Raw genomic sequence first — 21240 nt, 5'->3', positions numbered from 1 at the left:
TTAATCGTTTACTGACAAGGCCATGAGGAAAGTTCTTTGGCGCCTATTATTTTTGACCAAAAGCAAAAAATATGAGTTTATACGACCAGGTTTTCAGTCATAATAAAGAATGGGTACAGAAGCAGTTGCAACTAGATCCCACTTATTTCTCGGAAATGGCCAAAAACCAAACGCCCGATTTTCTGTACATTGGGTGTTCGGATAGCCGGGTATCGCCCGATGCCTTTATGGGGATCAAGCCAGGAGACGTTTTCATTCATCGTAATATCGCTAATCTGGTACCAAATAATGACGTTAGTTCGCTGGCCGTATTGCAGTATGCCGTTGAAAGTCTGATGGTTAAGCACGTTATTGTCTGCGGACATTACGGCTGTGGCGGCATTAAAGCCGCTACTACCCACGATGATTTTGGCTATATGAATACCTGGCTGCGTAATATACAGGACGTATACCGCATCCATCGTGATGAGCTTGACGCCCTCCGCGACCCCGAAGCCAGACATCGGCGGCTGGTTGAACTGAACGTACGGGAACAGTGTCTGAACGTGATGAAGCTATCGTTTGTCCAAAAGCGACTGTTTGGAAATCACGATATTAAAGTACACGGTTGGGTCTACGATCTGGCTAACGGACAACTTAAGGACATGAACGTGTCGCTCGACGATCTGGGGCCAAATCTGGAAATTTATCGGTTCAATGCTGCTAAAGTTACCCTTTAGGCTATCATTGGGGTGCTTTTCTCAATTGTAGCTCCTGTTAGGAAAGCAGGCTCGGACCATCTCTCCACCCGAGCCTGCTTCAGCTTATTGACCCCCTAAAACTCAGCCTATGGCCATCCGGGCCCTGCTCAACAGGCGTTTATCGCCATGAAAAACACAGTTCTAGGGAATGCATACACTTCACTATCCTCAACAAGTACCGGTTTATTCGTTAGAGCCCGACGACATAGCGGCTAATAAGGAGTTCCGGGTATACAATTTTGACGGTAATCTACCCAATCAGTCGGATCTTCTCGTGCCGCACCGGAAGGATCACTACCTGCTTGTTTTTATCCGGCGGGCGGGCGGTACCCGTCAATGGATAGACATGGCGCCCTATACCATTCAAGACAACAGCGTTTATTTTACAGGCCCCAATCAAATCATTGTAAAAGAAGGATTCAATCAGTTATGGAGTACGGGCATTGCCTTTACAAAGGAGTTTCTGTCATTTCAGGAAAATGCTTCATTGAGCAAGTTGCCGCTTATCCAAAATCCGCAGAGTGGCCATGAGTTGCGGCTTTCGGAGGCTGACGTGCATTTTGTGGAGGATGTGCTGGTAAAGATCAACAATGAGTATCGGCACCCCAATGAATGGCAGCAACGCATGCTAACCGCTTACCTGACGGTACTGCTCACGTATTTAAGTCGACTTTATACGGAGCAGTTTGTGGGCAGCCCATTTTCGTCAGATAAGCTTCTGCTGAAAAAATACCAGGCTCAGATCGACGAACACTACCGCGAGCTGCACCAGGTGAGTGAATATGCTTCCTTAATCAATGTGTCGGCCGGGTATTTGAGTGAGGTGGTAAAAGCCCAAAGTGGCAAACCGGCTATTACACACATTCATGAGCGCTTGGTGCTGGAAGCCCGGCGGCTGCTGTTTCATACCCAACATTCGCTGAAGGAAATCGCTTTTGATCTCGGTTTTTCGGATGCTTCCTACTTCAACCGCTTCTTTAAGCGCGAAACCGACGTAACCCCCGCGGAGTATCGGACCCTCATCCGTGAAATGTACCAGTAATACCGCCAAATGTGTTTCAACTGCTAACCGGGGTAGCCGTAGTTTTGCTTCATAAACAAATGAAACATGAAAACAGTACTGATAACAGGAGCAAACAAAAGTATTGGCTTTGAAACCGCCCGGCAATTATTACAGCAGGGGTACTTTGTTTACCTGGGTAGCCGGGATAAACAGAAAGGTCAGCAGGCGGTTAGCCAGCTACAAGCAGAAGGCTTAACCCAGGTAGAGGCTATCGAAATTGATGTCGATAACGTTGAGTCGATAAAAGCGGCCCGCGAAGTGCTCGGCCAGAAAACCCAGACACTGGACGTGCTGATCAATAATGCCGGTATCCACGGGGCCATGGGGCAGACGTCGCTGGAAGCGGATGCCAGTGGATTCCGTCAGGTATTCGAAACGAATTTTTTTGGCGTCATCGACGTAACAAAAGCGTTTATTGACCTGCTGAGGCAGTCGCCTGAACCACGAATCGTTAACGTTACCTCAGGTCTGGGTTCACTTACCCTGCATACTGATCCTACCTGGAAATATTATGCGGTTAAGCCCGCTAGTTATGTGGCGTCAAAAGCGGCTCTCAATGCCTATACCATTGTGCTGGCCCATGACCTGCGCGATACCTCATTTAAGGTAAATGCCGTTGACCCAGGTTATACGGCCACAGATTTCAATCATCATTCCGGACCTGGAACCGTGCCCGATGCCGCTGCCAGAGTAGTAAAAGCAGCCGTGTTAGGGCCTGATGGTCCAACAGGTCAATTTTTTAGTGATGATAATGCGCCAGAAACGGGCATTAGTCCCTGGTAGTCAGGAGAAACTCGTTTGCGGTTCCTCGTTCTGTTCAATTACGGATACAAATCGTTTTCCAGCAAATTTCGGATAAAGCAACTCCGTGTGGTTGCCGGAACTGAACGGGCATGATCAACGTCATGGGCCACTCTACGCACCGTAACCCTGGGGCGTGGGTGGCCCGTATCGTCGTTAGAAAACGGTAAGTAAAATGATAACTTAACGTTGCTTATACGGGCGTAAGAAGCAGGAAATGCATTGAAGTCACCTCAGAAATATGATCTACTTAACTCAATTAATTTACATCAACGAAGGGCAAGAGGACATCTTTCATCAATTCGAGGATATTGTTATTCCGTTAATCGAAACGTATAACGGGCGACTTTTGCTCCGAATACGACCTGCTGACGACTCCTATATTGGACAGCCTACTGAAAAGCCTTACGAAATACACCTTGTTGAGTTTGACTCCGAGCAGGATTTCCAGGCTTTCAGCCATGATGAAAGCCGTAAACAGTTTTTGCACCTGAAAGAGCAGTCGGTTAAAACGTCTATGCTGATTCAGGGAGTGAAGCTTTAGCCGGAAAGTAGTACGCCGGGTTAACAGACCATCGGATCAACCGGTAGAACAACGCCTGCTTTGCCATCACTTGGAACCACATTGAACGGAGCACGGCTAGTTTCTGCCATTTTAACTGTTATCGTCGGATCTATTTCCTATCGGTTCCATAATGGCTGGATAAATAGGCTATCAGGTAAGGGTTTCCTGACAGTTTGGCGGGTTGCCTGAACTGCGAACGAGTGGATAGGCGCTTGGAACAGTTCATGATCAGTCTGTGATTTACATGTAAACCAAGTACATAATGGAAACGAACTTTGTAACGTTTGCCGACCTGGCCTCGCAGCCTGGTGGGCGGGCAGAACAGGATTCCGTTCTGCTCGATGCCTATTCAACTACTGTGGTGACGGTCGCCAAAAAAGTTAGCCCATCCGTTGTCCAGATAAAAGTCAGCGGTCGGGCTACGAATCAAACCGAAATAGATCTAAAACGAGGCCGTTCAGATCGGGGTAATGGCGATGGCGGTACAGGGTCGGGATTTATTATTTCGACCGATGGCTATATTATCACCAATAACCACGTAGTCGCCGGGGCGACCAAAATTGACGTCGCGGTTGCCACTCTTGCCGATGAACCGAGCCGCGAGTATGAAGCTACGCTGATTGGGCGCGACCCCGCCACCGATATTGCCGTCATCAAGATCTACGCAGATGGCCTGAAAGCGATTCGGTTTGCCGACTCGAAGCAGGTGCAGGTTGGTCAGATCGCCATTGCCATTGGCAACCCGTATGGGTTTCAGTATTCACTGACGGCTGGCGTGGTAAGTGCCCTCGGCCGAACGCTGCGGTCTGAATCCGGGCGGCTCATCGACGATGTTATTCAGACAGATGCCGCGCTCAATCCGGGTAATTCGGGCGGGCCTCTGGTCGATGCCAATGGTGATGTTATTGGGGTCAATACCGCCGTTATATTACCTGCTCAGGGCCTTTGCTTTGCCGTTTCGTCGAATCTGGCTGCGTTTGTGGCGGGCAAACTCATTATGCACGGACGAGTTCGCCGGGGATATCTGGGCATTGCCGGTCAACTCATCAACCTGACCGAACGTATCAAACTGTACAATCAACTGACGACAAAAACGGGTGTTATTGTGGCCAGTGTTGAAGCAGATGGCGTTGCGGGAAACAGCCAATTGCAACAGGGAGATATTATTGTTGGCTTCGATGGTCAACCCATTGCGACGATGGACGATCTGCATCGGCTGCTCACCGATGAGACGATTGGTAGGCGCATTCCGGTATCGGTGTTGCGGCAAAACCGCCAAATCAGTCTCCAGGTAATTCCGGGCGAGTTGAATTAATTAAGAAACGGGTGTCTCGTCCAGCAAATCAGACTGAACGAGACACCCGTTTTCTATCCTGTTTTCAACCATCGGGTGCATTTACCGTTTCGTACCGCTCCAACAGCCTGACGCAACGTCAGACGGCAAAATCTGTCACTTTCCTTTAAAGAGCCCGTGTAGCAAGATTGGAGCCTCATTTGAGACGGGTGTTTTAATAACTGTCAAACGCCACTAGTCACATACGCTCGACGCTTAGCTGACTAGTGTAACCCGTTATAGGTACTTGTAGGACCGAAAATAACAGGGTAATCAGTGGTTGTGGTGCCATTAGTTGGCTAACCATTTTTTTAATTGCCTAAATCGAGCCTTGGGTATGACAATCTCTTTAGTTTTTGCGCTATTGATCAAGAATAAACAATATTTTCCCTGCTGCCAGTAGGCGTATTTCTGGATGCTTTTGCGGTGAATAATCACCTGCCGATTAGCCCTGAAAAATTGCGTCGAATCGAGTTGGGCCGCTAACTCACTCATGGTTAAGTCGATCTGGAAAGTCCCCAGCGAATGGCATAAATAGTAGGCTCTGGTGTGCACATAAAAGTAAAGACAATCGGCTACGTTTAGAATCATACTCCCTCCCTCTGCGTGCGCCTGGATGGTCTGTAGGCCAACGGGGGATGGTTGAGAGGGAGGCTTTTGTTGATGCCGTTTGAGACGACTCTCGATAGCCCCCAGCAGATCTTTGGTACTGAAGGGTTTGGCCAGGTAATCATCGGCCCCCAATTCCATCCCATACCGCAAATCCCCCATGTCCGATTTAGCCGTTAAGAAAATAAAGGGAATGGATGCTAGCGCTTCCTGCGTACGCATATGGGCTAAGACCTGATACCCACTCAGATGGGGCATCATAATATCACACAGGATTAAATCCGGCGGCTGTTGGCTGGCGAACTGGATGCCCGCCAAGCCGTCGGCCCCCGCCGTAACTTGGTAGCCCTTCAGGTGTAAAATTTCCAGCAAGTTTTTTCGAATTTGCTCTTCATCTTCAATCAATAGGATATGAGTCGGCATACGTAGGCGCGCAAAAGCACAGTTGATTCAAAAACTAGTTATCGAGTACCAGGGGCAGAATGTCTCCTGGTAAAGGAGTAAAACAAATCGTAAAGGTGGTTCCCGGCTTGCGTTTAGGCTGGACCCCAAGCCACCCGCCCTGAAGCTCCACATACTGCCGGGCGATGACCAGACCCAACCCCGTGCCCGGGATACCGTTCGTATTACGGGCCCGGAAAAAAGCCTGAAATAAGTTAACCAAATCCTCGGCGGGGATGCCGATGCCTGAATCGGCCACATCCAGGCGCAATTCGTTGGGCCCAAACCGAATGGTCAACTGGGGGGCCTGAGTCGAGAATTTAAAGGCATTGGACAGCAGGTTAAGCAGCACATGACTCATCAGTTTCTCATCCAGATAGACCTGGTAGGGCCTTCCCACTAGTTTAAGCTGCACCCGGCGGTGGTCACGGCGTCCACTGTAATGGGTAGCTATCAACTGGGTACACAGCGCCACCGGATCCAGCCAGCGGGGCGTAACGCTGACCCGACCCGCTTCAATTTTGCCGATGGTCAGCATATCCGACAGCAACTCACTCACATGGTCGATCGCTTTGTAAATCACACCGATATGCGCTCGAATCGAGGTCTCACTGGTTGGTATATCCAGATACATCTCGATCAGCTCCGTACTGGTTTGAATGGTGGTCAGGGGGGTGCGGAACTCGTGGGAGGCCGTGGAGACAAATTGTGATTTGAGTTGGTTGAGCTCCTGTTCCCGCTGGAGCGATTGTTGAAGGACCCGTTCTTTTTCCTTCTGACTGGTAATGTCATTGACAATGCCCAGGTGCCGGGTAACCCGCCCCGCCCCGTCGCGGACGATGAAGGTACGCATCGACAGCCAGCGCCTTAACCCGTCAGCTTGCTCGATCCGGAAGTCCAGTTGACCTTCCTGGCCCGCCCTGTAGGCCTCAAAAAGAGCCTGCATCGCCGGTTGATCATCCGCTACGATGTCCTTCATAAAGCTGGTAATATCGGCGTAGATACTCTGAACCGAGCGGTTCCAGATCCGCTCATAGGCCGGGTTGACGTAGAGTAAGTGAAACGGATCAGCCGAGTGTATCCAGAATACCTCGTCAACATTCTCGGCAATCTCCCGGAACCGCTGTTCGCTCTCCCGCAGGGCTTCTTCAGCCAGTTTCCGCTCTGTCACATCCCAGGCAACCCCGATGGCCTGAACCGGTTGCCCCTGTGGGCCCTTTATCAGCAGACCATTGGTTTCAATATAGCGGATGGCCCCATCGGGACGGACAATCCGTGTCAGGTTCCAGATCTTATCCTCCGATTGACCCAGGTGAGACTGAGCCAAAAAAGCGGCCAGATCGTCGGGATGGATCAGGTTTAGATACGACTTAAAGCTCCAATCCGTTCGGCCAGGCTCCAGGCCATGCAAGGCCCACATCCGATCGTCCCAAATCAAGCTATCGGTTTGCAGGTTACTTTCCCAGATGCCCTGGCCAGCGGCTTGAGTGGCCAGCTGAAGCCGCTGATTGAGGAGCCGTAGCTGGGTTTCCGACTCCTGGCGTTCGGTGATGTCATGGGCCGACCCGTACACCACCTCATCAATAGCAATGGCATTCCACTCAATGATTCGATAGGTACCATCCTGACAACGCATTCGATTAATCTGATTGCGAACCGGCTGCTGGAGGATCGATTGCAGGCGGTGTTGGTACACCCATTTCTGCTCGTCGGGATGGATTAGTTGTAAAAAAGGAATCGCCTTCAACTCGGCCGCCGAGTAGCCCAGGGCGGCTTGAAAGGCCTTGTTGACCGTCGAGATGACGCCCTCGCTATCGGAAATGCAGTGCATGTCCAAGGCATTCTCAAAGAAGGTACTCAGCTCCCGGTCCTTCTGAATAAGTCGGGCCTGGGCCGTCTTTAAGGCCGAGATATTGGCGGCAATTCCCAGGTAGCCGATGGTCACTCCCTGCTCATCCTGCAAAGCAATCGCGGCTAACAAAATAGGAACGGTAGTGCCCGTTTTGGTGATAGCCACCCCTTCCAGGTACCGATACACTTCCCCATTGAGGGTCTCCTGCAAGATAGCGGCTGGATTTCCAGTGGCTGGTGGGGTGGATTGAAAGGAAATGACCGGAAAGGGACTATCGCCGGTGCCAGGCTGCACATGAACGGACTGCCCGAGCAGTTCCTGGGCGGAGTAGCCCAGTAATTTTTCACAAGCCTGATTGGCCGTTTGAATGACCGCATCGATGCTGGTGGAAATAATGGCCTGCCCCCCGTGTTTAAGGATGGCATTTTGCAGCACCGTCAGATTATGAATCTGTTTGGAACGCGCCACGACTCGTTTCTCTAACTGCGTGTTCTTGAGGTCCAGCAGGACCTGGGTTTGTTTGAGATCGGTTATATCCATGACCGTGTACAGAACGTTCTCGCCCACCCGCACTAAGGAAAAACGCCCCCACATCGACATGCCAGCAAAAACGGCCTGTTCCTGGTACTGTTGAGGTATACCACTTTGAGCAACTCGCACCAGCCGGTCAAATAGGCTGGTCTGTAAGGTAGCGGGAAACAAGGCATTAAGCGTTTGCCCCACCATATCCGCCAGGCGGTGCCCCGTTAAGGCGGCATGGGCCGGATTGGTCACCGCACAGACGAAATCGACAATTCTCTCCCCTTCTTTAAGGGGTTGAAAAAGGGCTAGTCCAACCGGTATGTGGGCTAGAATGGCTTCCAGTACGTGAGGCATTGCCTGCTGGGGCGGGGGTAGGCTTGCGGATGGGCTTACCCGGAGCGATAGGCTAGCGGTCAATTCCCTTCCCAGTTCCTGGATACGTTTCTGATGGCGGCTGGTAAAAAAATGGGCCTGCTGGTGGGCAACCACTAAGGCGCCCAGCAACTGCTCGTGCTTTAGCAAGGGAACCATCATGAAGCAACGATAGCCGCCTTCAAACAAACCCAGCAGGGGCGCTATGCCTGGGGTGTGGGCTTCGAGTTGCGGGCAACAAATGAGCGGTTGCTCCCGGAGCATCTGGATGCCAGCCAGGGGAATGAGGTTTGGTAGTTTATTTCCTATTTTTTGGTTTAGCGGTTGAAGCGTCAGCTGAACTTCATCATAGGCATAAAGAATGGCTTGCTGGCCGGGAAGGCGTTGGTATAGCGATTGCAGAAAGGAGGTGCTCCAGGGGTGGGGCTCATCACGCTGGAACTGGGTAGGCATGGAGTCCCAACGGGGATCGGAAGGCGGGGTTGAGTCTGGGGTTAAAAACTCGACTAAATACCCCCCGTTAATGGGTGTAACGGTTGCTTGTCCCGACGTAGTGGGTGTCAGTTTGTAGGTAAAACGACAGGGGTTACCCTTTTCCAACGATAGCCAAAAGGCGTTCAGAGAAGGAAAGGCCTGGGGATCCATCCAGTCAGAGAGATAAATCCTGTCCTCTTCAGGCCTATCTGGTTGAGCAGTAACTCGCCCCCCGGGGTATACCTGTAGATCTACTAAATGACCGTGTTCATTAAGCAGGGGGGTAAAAAATAGCAGAGTACGTAGGCTGGGGGTAAGTTCAACAGACTCCATAATGGGGTGGGTTTGAAGAGGAATTATCATAAACGTCAAGTAAACCCAGGGTTTACAGGCTCGCTTTTCGTGTTCCATCCGTTCAGCGATTGGCCAAAAGCACGGGAGATGATCCTCGTGCCCAGATTAGCCCTAAGGCTTCACGCTCCTGCCAGACGCGGCCCTATAAATAGTATTAGTCAAACCGCGGCACTACTGAGCACTAGCCAATCAATTCTAACGGGACCTTAGTCGCCATTCGCTTTGCGGGATAGGGTAAGCCGATTTTGATCAGTAGCCTATTCGCACCGGGTCCTACAACGAACCGTTAGCTCATCCTGGTGAAGCCGGAAGTTGATAAAGCGAAGTGTAGCCCCGGACCAAAAGAATCAACTTGGCCCTTAGGTGGATGGTGAAATTTCTGAAAAAAGCTTAGGCCGCCAGTTGTCCGGCAGCGGCAGTAGCATTAAAGCCAATGGACAGTACCTCAGCGGGGTCTACTATCCAGCTTTTTTGAAGCCACCCACGAAGCGTTACCTCCAGAAAGGGCATTAGTTGGGGCTGACCCGCCTGCTTGACCAGCCGTACGGAGGCAAACCAGCTCAGGGCAACTAGCTGAGCCCCTTTATGATTGGGATGTTTGGGATAGCTCACAAACGCGTGTTGCTGATCCGGGGTCACAAAATGAACACAGATCAGTTGGGGGGTATCCACGGAAGTAGGATACGCGTATTGGTAAACGCCGGGGGCGGGGTAGGTAGAGGTTTGACTCATTCGTAGCGGTCTTTCGTGCGTAATACCAAATTTACAGAAATCACTTAACGTATAATTACTTATTTATTAATAGGTATATGTACATAACAAACTATACCCATCCCCTTCCTTAAATTTACCATTTAATATATTTAGTAAGATCAGAGTTCACAGAGTCACTTACTTAGTTAATCGCTTTTGGGCCTTATCTAGTAGTGACTCCCTGGGTAGGCAGCAAAATAGAACGACTCCCATCCGGTAACCAATCACTTAGCCCCCTTCCCACCCGACGAGCATACGCTGTCTGGTGATTTATATGAGCGTTTATGTAAGATTAAGTCATTCGCTCCTAAGGTCAGGGAAATTATCAACAGGTAAGGCGAGGTCAATTTCCCAAACGCCCAGTTGAGTAGCTTGTAAGGCGAAGTCAACATCAAGTCGCTCGTTAAACTTATTGGTCGTCGGTGAGGGTGGTTGATGGCTGGTCATTGTGGTTGCCAGGAGCATGAAGTTGCAAGTTGACCAGAAGTCCGCACTTGATCTATCTGAACTATCAACTAATGCTTTGGACACTTTAAGTGGTAGCAAAACATGGGGCATATCTTTGCCTACGCTACAAATTGGATTGGGGGTGGCGATAGGCAGACCCGGATCGGCACGGTGCGCTGTTGCGGCACCGACTGCTGGCCACTTAAAGTTTATAAAAAGAGACTCTCACTTAAACGCCCGGTTTGAGATGCACAAACATGAACGCTCTTTTGTGTTAGGTAGGAGCAAATTGTGAGACAGTGATTTTATAATCACTGTCTCACACCTTCAGTCGCATACGGGTCTCCAAACGCCAATCAATGTTTGGAGACCCGGCCGGAATTCCTATAGTGCTACAACAATCTTGCCCTGCGTTTTACCTCCTTCAACGGTACGCAATGCATCGGGAAGTTGGGCAAACGGAATTACTTGCGTTACATGCGACCGGAGTCGGCCATCGGCCAACCGTTCGGCAATGGCCGTCTGGTCTTCACCGTTGGAGCCCACTAAGTAGCCATAAGCCTGTACACCCTTCGTCTGAGCGTGTTCAACCACTTCCGGCCTCATCCCAACGATGCTGATGAGCGTACCACCAGGCTTTACCACGGCCAGGGAACGCTCCAGATGATCACCACCGATGGAGTCGAGTACGACATCCACTGGTGATACCACCTCGTCAAAATGGACCAGGGCGTAGTCTACATGCTCGTCGGCTCCCAGCGATAATACAAAGTCACGCTTAGCAGCTGAAGATGTACCGACGACCCAGGCACCTCGTTCTTTGGCAACCTGGTCGCACGATTCAGGAGTTTAGGAAGGGGAGTGCGTCTTCTATATCGGGTACCCGGTAGCGGTTTAAAGAACTATCTGATTAGTCCACTGCTTCTGCAGGCTACCGAAGTTGCCTGTTGGGTATACTATATATTCCGGAGATACAAGGTTCTGATTCAATCTGGGTGATGAGTGCAATCTACCCTCGGCTTAAAAGCCAGAAACCGTTTACGGAAAGGTTTATGCAATTCTCCCCATATAGCTTATAAATTCTTTCGTTTTAGCTCACTAACGGCAAAATCAGCGGCTCGAGCCGTTAGGGCCATAAACGTGAGCGAGGGATTCTGGCAGGCTACCGATGCGAAACAAGCGCCATCCGTGACGAATACATTCTTAGCGGTCCAGAGTTGGTTAGTGGCGTTAAGCATCGAGGTTTTCGGGTCGCGCCCCATGCGAACTCCGCCCGTTTCATGAACGGCCCCGCCGGGTATTGAGTGATTGTTGTAGGTACTGATGTTTTTCAGACCGGCGGCTTCAAGCATTTCGGCGGCATCATTCATCATATCCTGCTGCATGAGGTGCTCGTTTTCACGAAATCGTACGTCGAAATTCAATGTCGGTAGGCCCCATTTGTCGAGTCGATCCCGATTAAGGGTAACCTGGTTGTCTTCGTAGGGTAAACACTCCGCGAATCCCATAATACCCATGTTCCAGGGTCCTGGCTGAGTGGCCTGTTCCTTTAAATCGGCGCCAAAGTTGGACTCAACCCCGGCCGCTTCAGCAATGAGCCGTTGCCAGCCCGATCGGGATGCACCACCCTGATAACCAAAGCCACGTAGATACCCCCGCTTATCGGCGCCGATATTTCGATAACGGGGAATGTATATGCCATTAGCCCGGCGACCATAGTAGTATTTGTCGTCGAATCCCAGCCCATCGGCCTGGGCGTTGGCTCCCGCCTGAAAATGGTGGTCCATAATGTATTTTCCCAACGTGCCGTTATCATTACCGAACCCAGTCGGAAAACGACTGGAGACAGAGTTGAGTAGGATAAAATTGGTGGACATCGCTGACGCATTCAAGAAGATAATCCGGGCATAATACTCCGTTGCTTGATGAGTCTTGGCATCAATTACCCGAACGCCAAGGGCTCGTTGCCGTTTTTCATCGTACAAAACCTCAGAGACAATACTATCGGGCCGGACCGTAAGTCGGTTGGTTTGGCGGGCGGCTGGCAATGTAGCGGACAAGGTACTGAAATAGCCGCCGTATGGACAGCCCTGGGCGCATTTGTTTCGGTATTGACACGGGGCTCGCCCCACGGATGTATGGACCGGATTCGCTTTCGACAGATTTGCAGTTCGGCCTATAGTAAGCACGCGGTTCATCTTGGTTTTCAATCGCTCACGAACATGTTGCTCCACACAATTCAACGCCATGGGTGGTAAAAATTCACCGTCGGGTAGCTGTATGAGTCCTTCTTTACTACCCGAAATTCCCGCAAAACGCTCGACATAACTATACCAGGGAGCCAGGTCTTTATAGCGGATCGGCCAGTCGGTGCCGAAACCATCCCGGGCGTTGGATTCAAAATCCATCTCACTGAACCGGTAGCTCTGCCGCCCCCACATAATTGACTTCCCCCCCAATACATCCGGGCGATACCAGGCAAATGGGTGAATTTCTTTGTAAGGCGCGTTCCGGTCGTCGAATGAAAAATCACCGCTTTGTTCGTTATACGGGCGGACACGAAAACCAGGCTCCTCTTTTTCCACCGGCAAAACGGTTCGTCCCCGATGAGCAAACTCCCAGGGGTCTTTCAAGGCCGTTGTATAACCCGTTACGTGCTGAAGGTCACGGCCCCGTTCGAGCATCAACACGCGGAGGCCTTTTTGGGTGAGTTCTTTAGCCGCCCAGCCACCACTAACGCCCGAACCCACGACAATGGCATCGAACGTATTGTTAGCCTGCGCTTTTAAATTGAGGTTCATGAGGGTAAGGAGTTGGGGTGTCCGGTTCCGACAGTCGACCAGGTAGCCAGTGAGGTCCGGTTCTTTGGTCTGTCTCACTAAAAAAGCCTTAACACATTTGGTTTTACCTATAAGGAAAAGCAAGAAAAATCAGAACAGAACCAGGATGGATTTAAGAAACCTTTTCGTAATGCCTTTTATAACGAAACGATTAACTCAAACAGCTTGTAAACGTTCAGGAATACGCTTAGTTGAATGGACACTATTCGTTATCAATCAAGCTTATTCCAGTTAGAAAAGCTCTCTTCTGCTTCGTCATGAGCATCCTGATGGTGAAAAGATGTGTTAAAGGCCATTACGTCTCTTGGTGAACAACCCCCTAACTTAAACCAGAGGATAGAAGCGTTTTTTTTAGATATGTCCTGCATCAGAAGCGTTTGGCGGTAAGGTAAAGCATAAGAATCACCCCGTTTTGTAAATCGAAAAAATGATCTTTATTATCAACGAAATAGGTAGGGTATCCTCTGAACTCTCACATCAGCCCAATTAGCTGATATACATATTGTAAACTCGCCGTAACTTCCTGATACTCGCGAAAAGGTGAGCATCTAAACCTCTCGACGAAAGGTTCCATTGAACCGTTCGATGTAGGCATTCTGAGTCGGTTTGCCTGGTTCGATCCAGTGTAAGCCGATTTCCTTATCCGAGCCTTTTTGATGATTCTGTTCCTAGAGTATTACACTTTTGACTAGGAATATTTTATTAACAAAAATCAGCTATATAACGACTCTATAGAAAGTTTACTATTCAGCTCTCAACCGATAGAACTAGAAACTGAATTTTGTTTAGATCTAGTTAGTGAGCAAAATGATAAAAATGAGGAGCTATCGATTCAAATAGTTTATACTGCGAGTTATTTGTCATATCCCATTCTCCATAAAGTATGCCTTCTTCTCTATACATGGCTGATACCTTCCAACGGTAGATTATTACTTTATAATTGATTTCTACGTCAGCTATATTGGTTGTCTTCATGGCTGCCGTGATCCGATAAACCGTTGTACTGTCGAGGTGACGAGGTGCCAATAAAGAGTCGAGGGATGAATACTTATGTTTACTTCCTTCATCATAATACGACTGGTAGAACCCTAATACCGGTTCGCTGCCGAACGTTCGTTTAGCCAAGTTAATCACTAGCCCATCAACAACAACAAACTCGCTTTTTGTCAAAACAGCTATATTTTTGGTACTATCCAACTGAGTAATCATGTGGTGAAGATCCTGGAAGGATTGACTTTGAATCAGTGAAGTACTATCAATCCGTTTTGTACAAAACTCAGGCAGGAATACTAGAACGAGAAAAAGAACAGGAATAGACAGAAGAATAAGTATACCAGTACCCAATGCCTTGACTAGCGCTATGAAAGATTGCATGAATGTTTGAAAAGGGCAAAATCATTTTAAGATTATCGAACACTTATTTTTGTACTTATTCAAGTACTGTTGTATAACTCACGTGGCTATTGCAAAAGTCTGGACGGGTTTGAAACGCCTGGTTTAGCACCTTGTTTTTGGCAAAAAAACCGGGCGATAGTGACCCCTCTGACAGGCTTACTCATGGACTGTAAGACCTTTGCAACAGCCACTGCCAGTATGATAAGTAACTACTTCTTGTATCTAAAAACTAAATAACTCACTACCATAGGGTAATAAGTACCGTCATTAATTCGGTAGGCACCGTTAGCCCCTAATCGCTGGCAATCGTCTTTTAACTGCTGTTTTACTTGCTGATCAATGTTCAAACCTGGTCTGCTATTGATGGATAGAGAAACAACACCCAATTGTTCAATATCTTGAGGAATCTCCCTCTCTAGAAGGAAAATCTTGACTGACAAGCTATCCGTCTGTAGGCCGCTACCCACCTGTGCCAACGGTTTAATTTTAGATGTCACGCAGGAGGACAGGCAAATACTAGCGCCAGTCAAAAGGACTACTATTTTCTTTAAAATCTGTTGCATAATCAGAATCATGTTAAGCTGAGAGAAAAGTTAAACAAAACTCAGCTTTGTTTAACAAGCAAGATTACGGGTTTTATTGACTAAAACTTGGCTGACAGTTGGCAAGCCGTTTTTTGTATAGAAACGCGTTCAGCTATATTAATACAGCGTTTGAGCAGCAACCTCTATAACGACGACTCCACTTGTCACATTAGGCGAATGAAGATTGACTTATGTTACTAAGCTCACCACCCAACTTAACACAACGCGTTAAGCTCCCCAGCCAAATGATGATAAGACGCACAGCTATTCCTAAACAGCTTAAAGCACTGTTGGCCGCTTGGATAGCCATCATATTTGGCACCAGCGCATTGTTTGCTCTCGCTAGCCCAATTCAGGTCAAAACCTACAGTAAAAATTGGGCTCTAAACCTATTTATTTCAACTTGGGAAATCGCCGATGAAATAGGACCCATTGTCAAGCTTTCTATCATTTTGATTTTTGCCCTACTGGTATTAATCAGCGCCAATTTGATCAGGGGCAAAACCAGAATGACTTACCTAGTCAATGCATCTCTAGCTATTATCGCCACTGGACTTGTACTTGGTTTACTGCCACGATCTTATTCGCGGGGCTTTGGCATTGGGGTAACCGGAACTAGATTTGATAGCCAAACGCTGCCCATTTACCTAATTGGGTCGGTCTTGGGTGGTCTGGTTTACAGTTATTCTCTAACAAAGAAACACCCCAATCCAGCGCACATTTAAGTTCTCCACTGTTTCTCGCAATACGCTCATTTCTAGGGGACTGATGAATCTGGTATGCAAAAAATGCTCATAGAGGCTTAGATTTACTATAGCCGGGCCAGGGGCCGATCTTACCTGGCATTCCCTTTTAGGTTAGGCCACTTTATATAGCCTGTCGAAGCAGCGGGGTAGCTCACATGGGTGAGTGATCGAAGGAGAAGCGCTAAGTTAGCCGGTACATACTATCATGGCATAAGCCGACCGGCCCATTTCTATTAAGGCAGTAGCTGGGTGGGGGAGGTGTCCCGAAAATGAATGAGTACATCAAAACGGCCTTGTAAGGCTGTAAGGTTATAATAGTGTTCAGGCTCAGTTTCGTTGAAGGAGGCCCCTAATTCAAACAGCGGGTGAGTGCTGGTCAGCCAGGTTGTTAGCACAGGCGCTTGGGGGACACCATTCAGATTTAATATAAAATTAGCCCACTGGGCTTTGCCAAATAGGTAATTATAGGAGGTTTTTACGCCATCCGTTCGTATACTCAGCGTGCTCAAAGGCGAATTGCTCTGCGAAGCATCCCGGACGGTGAACATGCCATTCGTCAGTAACGTACAAACAGTGACGTAGTTACCTTGCAACTGTTGTTTCAGGTAGCTGCCCATTGAAGGTAAACCGCAGCCCTGATAGGGAATAGTACTGATATGCGCGTTATGAGCCCATAAACTCACCTTACCGATTCCCATCCGATTTTGTAACCATTGGACATTTTCAGCCATATATCGATCCCGCAGAGTCCCTATAGCGCAGCCCGCAGCATTAGTGATTTCCTGCTGTTGAATAAGTACTCGAGCCGCTTGACGGGCGATTTCGTATGACTCACGCCCTGCACTAGCCACCCAATTCATTTCATTGGTAACGAACTGATTGTAGAGCGCTAACAATCCGCTAGAATAAGTCTGGCGGCTACTGTCGCTCAAAGGCGAACCACCGACGGGTCTGGCCAGGCTGGCTAAAGCATGCGATTCGGTCAGTAAAGCCGGGGCCACTTTAAGCAGAAATGCATCAAGTAAGGGAAACTCGTCGTCGGCATATTGACAGTCGAAGCCATAGAACGAAAGTTGATCGCTTGAGGGTTTACCAGCATTATAGGCTTTCATCCATTGAAGCAGCGCGCGTACCTCGTCGGTTGACCAGGTCCAGAAATACATACTTTTAGCCGCTGCGCTAGCCGTGAGCAACTCAGTTGTCTGCCCATGAATAAACCGATTGACCACTACTGATCGACCAAAATTGGCTTCAAAGGCAATGGTTCGATAGCCATGCTTTTGAACCAGATAACGAAACAGGCGATCCTTCATTTGAAAGAATTCGCGCGTCCCGTGGGTGCCTTCGCCCATACCCACCACCTGTGCTTTTGCCAAGACGGTATCAAGGGGGGCTAATTCTGTAAAATCCCGGTCTGGATCAGCGTCTTGAATGGGAAAGATGACTTTATTAAGTGACTCTACCGTCGCTCGTTGATCGGTGGTTAAGTCAGCGGTTGGATCGGAGTCGGGCTTCTTGCAACCGCTACAAAGCAAACAGAAGCCGAGCAAGATAACGAGCCCACCCAACCAATGTTTAATACCTACAGACACACTTATTGCCAAGAGTTTAACGATTATGGAGAGCTGATTAACTACCCGCCGTTCTGAAAAAGGCCTACATCAATTTACCGTCAGTGATACGTCGTCAAAATAAGCCGTACCCGTTGTTTTGTTTAAATAAAGTAAAAACACCCCGATTCGATCAGCATTGCCCGGGTAAGCATCCGTTGTTATTGAATACTCCTTGAAATCATTGGTACCATTAATGACGGTCTGACTTTGAGTCGAGGAAAAAAAGGCTTGGCTGGTTTGTCCATTCGTATACTTATCGCCCCTAATGGCCAGCGAAATACCGGCACCCCTTAGATTTACCGTTTTAATTTTTGCTTTCAGGGTAAGTTTGTCACCCGGCTTTAGAGTTTGGGGCAGAAACTGTTGGTAGAAATACAAAAAAGTAGAGTCATTTTTGACAGTGGTGCAACTGACCTTAATCGAGTGAGTGCCCGAAGCGGCCGCTTCAGTCGTGTAGGCGGTAAGATAGCCATTTGGATTTGTCGTGATTTCATAGCCGTAGTAAGGCACCCAATTTTGGGAGGGGTCTGCTTCCATATCTCCATTTTTCACCAGGTTGACCGGGGCTTGAGGCACAGTCTCTTTTTTACAGGCGTAGCTAAATATGATGCAGAAGGCAAGGGCCGTCCATAATTTATGTCTGTTCATGATTAAGGGCAACCGAAAAACTGAAGTGGAACAAATACCAATGCTCAAAAATATAATTAAATGAATATAAATTTTACTCAGAAATAGATTTAAGCTTACTTTAATCGATACAAGGCAAATAAGGCGGGTATTATAAGCCTGACTTGTTCTAGATTGTTGGCCCCCAAAGCTCGGTACCAGCGCCCCAGCCGTTTACCAGTAGGCCCCAGGAATTATGTGCTGTCTATCCTACGACAATCTGACAAGTGGTAAAACTGCTTTTAGCTACTTTTTCATCTTTACGGACAAGGAGGTGTTAGTATATTTTGGCGTTTGTGTTATTGGATGAACCGGTTGCTGTTACCTCGGCTTAGTATTAGAAATGTGCGCTTGATTACGAGCACATTGTTTGTAATAATTCTCCTAGCTAATACCTTATATATTTTACATTCATATTCGATTTGATGAATCTGTAAGTTTAAGCGCGTAGATAACCCCTACACTACCTAATGAAGTATTTTTTACAAATCGTTCTCATTGGGCTATCCCTGATCATTCATGTCAACGTTAAGGCTCAACTCCTTGACACAATCGTTGACGCTCGTCCTTATCGGCTTCATTTTAGACTAATAAAAGGGGAGAAGCCACCTATTCTCTTTGAATCAGGGGGCGGACAGGATGCCTCTCAGTGGGACTCCATTGCTACAGTCGTGCAGCAGCGTCTGCAAGCAACCGTCATTACTTATGATCGGGCGGGCTTTGGCCAAAGTAGCTTTGACACGGCGGGCTACACCATTCTCCAGGAAATCAAAAGCTTAGAGACGGCGTTGCAACAACTTGGATGCAGTAATAAGAATCTGTTACTGATTGGCCACTCATTAGGTGCTTTTTACAACCGGGTCTATGCTGCTCGGCATCCGGCTCAGGTGAAAGGCATTATTCTGGTCGATCCAAGAATACCTTCCTACGCTGACATGCGATTCGCCAGAATCTATTTCCAGAGCCTTAAGCGTGAAGATTATGAAGCTGACTATATGAGCTTGTACTATTTGCTGGCCCGAATGGAACGGACCAGTGATTATGTCAGGCAAGTGCCGTTACCGTCTACCATTCCTATGCTTGATATTATGGCGGAGAGGGGTCCTTTTTTGGAAGCGAAGGAGAACGAGCGATTTAAAGCGGACCAGCGTAACTTGGTTAAGGGACATCGAAATCGGCGTTTACATTATGTGGAAGGCACTTCTCACAACATTCCTTATGATAAACCAGCACTACTGATTGAGCAGATTGTAAGTTTCTACAAGCAACATTTGTAATCTACAGGACAAAAGGGGCTAGTCATTTTAGAATCAGTTTTTCAGCAGGCAACCCATATTTCTTAGACGATGCTTGAAATTTGATTAGTCTCACTCCAGGGAGCGTATTTTGAGAATTTTTAACTTAATCGTTTACTTTTTCTTGGGGGAGACTGTACTCTTTGGTGTCAAAGGACTCTTAGTTGATGCCGCTGGCGTTTGGACTGATGGTACTGGTACGATCCCTAATCGTTTGATGACCAAATCAGTGATGTTATTCTCTTCTGAGGTATAAAGAATGTTAGAAGAACCGTTGGCAGATGCGTTTAGAATAAAACGATAACCGTTTTGTTTCGCTACGCTGTCAATGGCCTGTTGAACTTTGCTTATCACCGGACTCATTAATTGGGTGTACTTTTTCTGCAACGATTCTTGAGCCGACCGGCTAAGTTCTTGGAAACGGGTCTGTAGATTCTGTAATTCAGTTTCGCGGTCTTTTCGAACGGTTTCACTTAATTGAGTGCCCGTCTTTTGGTAGCTAGCATACTTCTCATCAAATTCCTTCTGCAACCGTTTCAGTTCAGTTTCAGCTTGTGTTTGTTGACTACTCAGCTGACTCTCCACCTGCTTCGACTCGGGCATTTGGGAAACGATGTAATCAATTCGAGCAAACCCTAGTCGTTCCGATTGAGCTTGGAGTGTTAAGCAAGTCAGTAGCAGAACGCTCGCCTGTAAACTAACACGTATTATTTTTTTCATTGACACTCGCTAATGACTGAATACTAAATTTTGTGGGTTGAACGAGCAAAGTAAGGAAAATAGGAATGTAGTAGTCCTATTTAACATTTAATAACAACGCTACCGCTGTTATACAAGTGCTGTGGCTAGGGTCCCGCATCAGCCTGGTCGGAATGTCCCGGCCGCTCCGGCGTACCGGGGGAACCGCGCACAACCACCGTTGTGAGACCGGCCATGCGGTCGCAAAAATCCAGAGAACAACAAACCGCTATAAATGAGTAGCTCTTTACCAGCCAACTAACGACTACCAATTGCTGGTTTTACTAATCAGATCGCAGCCGTATCGACTTTTGCAACGGCTACTCCTTTCAGGATAGCCTAGGGCTTATACCCTAAATTAAGTCGATTGTTGACTGTGTTAGCTACTCCTTGGTAAGAGATCCTTATCGGCTGCTGTGCTGTCAGGGCCTCTTCATCCAACACGCGAATTTGATTGGCATTAGGAATGAAGACGTAATCCTCATCGACTTGAAGTACTCGATCCCCTGAACTGAGTCGAACGGTCGTTTGATTAACCCCGAGAGGTAGACGGATTTCATTACCGGATGGACTCTTGGATGGATAGAAAAATACAGTCGCCCACTGCTGTTTCTTTGGACGGGTATCCGAAGCCAGCTTAAAGTGATAGCGTTGTTGAGCGGGAAGCGAATCTAGCTTACTACTAAAGGCCGTTGATTGACCGAATGCCGATAAGCATGAAAGGGTGAATAGGCCTATCAGGGTTAAACTACTTTTCATAGTAAGATTTAGCGCTATCAGTTTTTCTGTTATTTAATTTCTTATAGGATAGCTAAAGCATGAAACTACGGGCTAACTACTTGCTCATAAAACGCCCGATTTTTTAAGATTAACCCAAAGGTGTTACATTACCCCAAATGCCGTCTTAGGCATAACTCACTACCATTACTTAACTAATTAACATCGATGAGCTTATCAATAACTGAACTCAAAGGGAGCACAGATGCTCTTAGCGACGCATTGAAAGGTCAGGGCATTACCAATAGCGAAGCGCTTCT

At 48.1% G+C, this 21240-nt stretch carries 18 protein-coding genes and 2 pseudogenes; 7 read left to right on the top strand and 13 right to left on the bottom strand.

The genetic code is table 11. The features are described from left to right. The first annotated feature begins 71 nt into the window (after positions 1–71). The 5 genes from ACYVAM_RS30795 to ACYVAM_RS30775 all read left to right on the top strand — a co-directional run bounded on the left by ACYVAM_RS30795 (position 72) and on the right by ACYVAM_RS30775 (position 4484). A complete protein-coding gene (locus ACYVAM_RS30795; protein WP_461073997.1) occupies positions 72–719 on the top strand; it encodes a carbonic anhydrase in 648 nt (215 codons plus the stop codon). Between the two features lie 169 nt (positions 720–888). Further along, entirely contained in the window at positions 889–1782 is an 894-nt protein-coding gene (locus ACYVAM_RS30790) for a helix-turn-helix transcriptional regulator (protein WP_461073996.1), read from the top strand. Positions 1783–1848: 66 nt separating this feature from the next. Beyond that, positions 1849–2586 (top strand): SDR family oxidoreductase, encoded by a 738-nt coding sequence (locus ACYVAM_RS30785; RefSeq protein WP_461073995.1) that lies wholly within the window; start codon positions 1849–1851, stop codon positions 2584–2586. Positions 2587–2845: 259 nt separating this feature from the next. Further along, positions 2846–3148, top strand: coding sequence for a DUF1330 domain-containing protein (locus ACYVAM_RS30780; protein ID WP_461073994.1), 303 nt, complete (start codon positions 2846–2848; stop codon positions 3146–3148). A 283-nt stretch (positions 3149–3431) separates the two neighbouring features. Next, the gene (locus ACYVAM_RS30775) at positions 3432–4484 is read left to right on the top strand and encodes a S1C family serine protease (RefSeq protein ID WP_461073993.1); all 1053 of its coding nucleotides are present in this window, start codon (positions 3432–3434) and stop codon (positions 4482–4484) included. Between the two features lie 309 nt (positions 4485–4793). Here the strand turns inward: ACYVAM_RS30775 and ACYVAM_RS30770 are convergent, their stop codons facing one another. From ACYVAM_RS30770 to ACYVAM_RS30730, 9 genes and pseudogenes are all read right to left on the bottom strand, one after another. After that, positions 4794–5534 carry a response regulator gene (locus ACYVAM_RS30770; protein WP_461073992.1) on the bottom strand — a complete coding sequence of 247 codons (741 nt, stop codon included), beginning with the start codon at positions 5532–5534 and terminating at the stop codon, positions 4794–4796. Positions 5535–5568: 34 nt separating this feature from the next. Next, positions 5569–8943: a sensor histidine kinase gene (locus tag ACYVAM_RS30765; protein ID WP_461073991.1), complete on the bottom strand. Its 3375-nt coding sequence runs from the start codon at positions 8941–8943 to the stop codon at positions 5569–5571. Between the two features lie 573 nt (positions 8944–9516). Further along, a complete protein-coding gene (locus tag ACYVAM_RS30760) occupies positions 9517–9858 on the bottom strand; it encodes a hypothetical protein (protein ID WP_461073990.1) in 342 nt (113 codons plus the stop codon). A 318-nt stretch (positions 9859–10176) separates the two neighbouring features. Further along, complete coding sequence (locus ACYVAM_RS30755) at positions 10177–10344, bottom strand: hypothetical protein (protein WP_461073989.1); 168 nt, start codon at positions 10342–10344, stop codon at positions 10177–10179. A 366-nt stretch (positions 10345–10710) separates the two neighbouring features. Further along, positions 10711–11145, bottom strand: a pseudogene (locus tag ACYVAM_RS30750) (zinc-binding dehydrogenase); the annotation flags it as partial. Between the two features lie 254 nt (positions 11146–11399). Next, positions 11400–13127, bottom strand: coding sequence for a GMC oxidoreductase (locus ACYVAM_RS30745; protein ID WP_461073988.1), 1728 nt, complete (start codon positions 13125–13127; stop codon positions 11400–11402). 552 nt (positions 13128–13679) lie between these two features. Next, positions 13680–13789 (bottom strand): annotated as a pseudogene (locus ACYVAM_RS30740) (integrase core domain-containing protein); the annotation flags it as partial. 172 nt (positions 13790–13961) lie between these two features. After that, entirely contained in the window at positions 13962–14540 is a 579-nt protein-coding gene (locus tag ACYVAM_RS30735; RefSeq protein WP_461073987.1) for a hypothetical protein, read from the bottom strand. Positions 14541–14770: 230 nt separating this feature from the next. Continuing rightward, a complete protein-coding gene (locus tag ACYVAM_RS30730) occupies positions 14771–15124 on the bottom strand; it encodes a hypothetical protein (RefSeq protein ID WP_461073986.1) in 354 nt (117 codons plus the stop codon). A 266-nt stretch (positions 15125–15390) separates the two neighbouring features. On the opposite strand from ACYVAM_RS30730, the gene ACYVAM_RS30725 reads away from it, so the two are divergent. Further along, positions 15391–15870 carry a hypothetical protein gene (locus tag ACYVAM_RS30725; protein ID WP_461073985.1) on the top strand — a complete coding sequence of 160 codons (480 nt, stop codon included), beginning with the start codon at positions 15391–15393 and terminating at the stop codon, positions 15868–15870. 254 nt (positions 15871–16124) lie between these two features. Here ACYVAM_RS30725 and ACYVAM_RS30720 read toward each other — a convergent pair whose 3' ends face one another. Further along, positions 16125–17483, bottom strand: a complete 1359-nt coding sequence (locus ACYVAM_RS30720; protein ID WP_461073984.1) for an erythromycin esterase family protein — start codon at positions 17481–17483, stop codon at positions 16125–16127. A 69-nt stretch (positions 17484–17552) separates the two neighbouring features. Further along, positions 17553–18152, bottom strand: a complete 600-nt coding sequence (locus ACYVAM_RS30715; protein ID WP_461073983.1) for a hypothetical protein — start codon at positions 18150–18152, stop codon at positions 17553–17555. 488 nt (positions 18153–18640) lie between these two features. Here ACYVAM_RS30715 and ACYVAM_RS30710 point away from each other — a divergent pair, with 488 nt between their 5' ends. Further along, entirely contained in the window at positions 18641–19447 is an 807-nt protein-coding gene (locus tag ACYVAM_RS30710; protein ID WP_461073982.1) for an alpha/beta fold hydrolase, read from the top strand. Positions 19448–19579: 132 nt separating this feature from the next. On the opposite strand, the gene ACYVAM_RS30705 is transcribed toward ACYVAM_RS30710, so the two are convergent. Beyond that, positions 19580–20185 (bottom strand): OmpH/Skp family outer membrane protein, encoded by a 606-nt coding sequence (locus tag ACYVAM_RS30705; RefSeq protein ID WP_461073981.1) that lies wholly within the window; start codon positions 20183–20185, stop codon positions 19580–19582. 357 nt (positions 20186–20542) lie between these two features. Then, entirely contained in the window at positions 20543–20962 is a 420-nt protein-coding gene (locus tag ACYVAM_RS30700) for a hypothetical protein (protein WP_461073980.1), read from the bottom strand. Positions 20963–21240 lie beyond the last annotated feature (278 nt).

The organism is Spirosoma horti, assembly GCF_054776595.1.
This window is presented reverse-complemented; position numbering and strand designations above follow the sequence as displayed.

Bases quoted from the DNA above. Each gene is read 5' to 3' on its own strand.
- ACYVAM_RS30795 (WP_461073997.1), top strand. From the start codon at position 72: ATGAGTTTATACGACCAGGTTTTCAGTCATAATAAAGAATGGGTACAG.
- ACYVAM_RS30705 (WP_461073981.1), bottom strand. From the start codon at position 20,185: ATGAAAAAAATAATACGTGTTAGTTTACAGGCGAGCGTTCTGCTACTG.
- ACYVAM_RS30765 (WP_461073991.1), bottom strand. From the start codon at position 8,943: ATGGATCCCCAGGCCTTTCCTTCTCTGAACGCCTTTTGGCTATCGTTG.
- ACYVAM_RS30770 (WP_461073992.1), bottom strand. From the start codon at position 5,534: ATGCCGACTCATATCCTATTGATTGAAGATGAAGAGCAAATTCGAAAA.
- ACYVAM_RS30745 (WP_461073988.1), bottom strand. From the start codon at position 13,127: ATGAACCTCAATTTAAAAGCGCAGGCTAACAATACGTTCGATGCCATT.
- ACYVAM_RS30785 (WP_461073995.1), top strand. From the start codon at position 1,849: ATGAAAACAGTACTGATAACAGGAGCAAACAAAAGTATTGGCTTTGAA.
- ACYVAM_RS30735 (WP_461073987.1), bottom strand. From the start codon at position 14,540: ATGCAATCTTTCATAGCGCTAGTCAAGGCATTGGGTACTGGTATACTT.
- ACYVAM_RS30700 (WP_461073980.1), bottom strand. From the start codon at position 20,962: ATGAAAAGTAGTTTAACCCTGATAGGCCTATTCACCCTTTCATGCTTA.
- ACYVAM_RS30775 (WP_461073993.1), top strand. From the start codon at position 3,432: ATGGAAACGAACTTTGTAACGTTTGCCGACCTGGCCTCGCAGCCTGGT.
- ACYVAM_RS30780 (WP_461073994.1), top strand. From the start codon at position 2,846: ATGATCTACTTAACTCAATTAATTTACATCAACGAAGGGCAAGAGGAC.
- ACYVAM_RS30790 (WP_461073996.1), top strand. From the start codon at position 889: ATGCATACACTTCACTATCCTCAACAAGTACCGGTTTATTCGTTAGAG.
- ACYVAM_RS30715 (WP_461073983.1), bottom strand. From the start codon at position 18,152: ATGAACAGACATAAATTATGGACGGCCCTTGCCTTCTGCATCATATTT.
- ACYVAM_RS30760 (WP_461073990.1), bottom strand. From the start codon at position 9,858: ATGAGTCAAACCTCTACCTACCCCGCCCCCGGCGTTTACCAATACGCG.
- ACYVAM_RS30725 (WP_461073985.1), top strand. From the start codon at position 15,391: ATGATGATAAGACGCACAGCTATTCCTAAACAGCTTAAAGCACTGTTG.
- ACYVAM_RS30755 (WP_461073989.1), bottom strand. From the start codon at position 10,344: ATGCTCCTGGCAACCACAATGACCAGCCATCAACCACCCTCACCGACG.
- ACYVAM_RS30710 (WP_461073982.1), top strand. From the start codon at position 18,641: ATGAAGTATTTTTTACAAATCGTTCTCATTGGGCTATCCCTGATCATT.
- ACYVAM_RS30730 (WP_461073986.1), bottom strand. From the start codon at position 15,124: ATGCAACAGATTTTAAAGAAAATAGTAGTCCTTTTGACTGGCGCTAGT.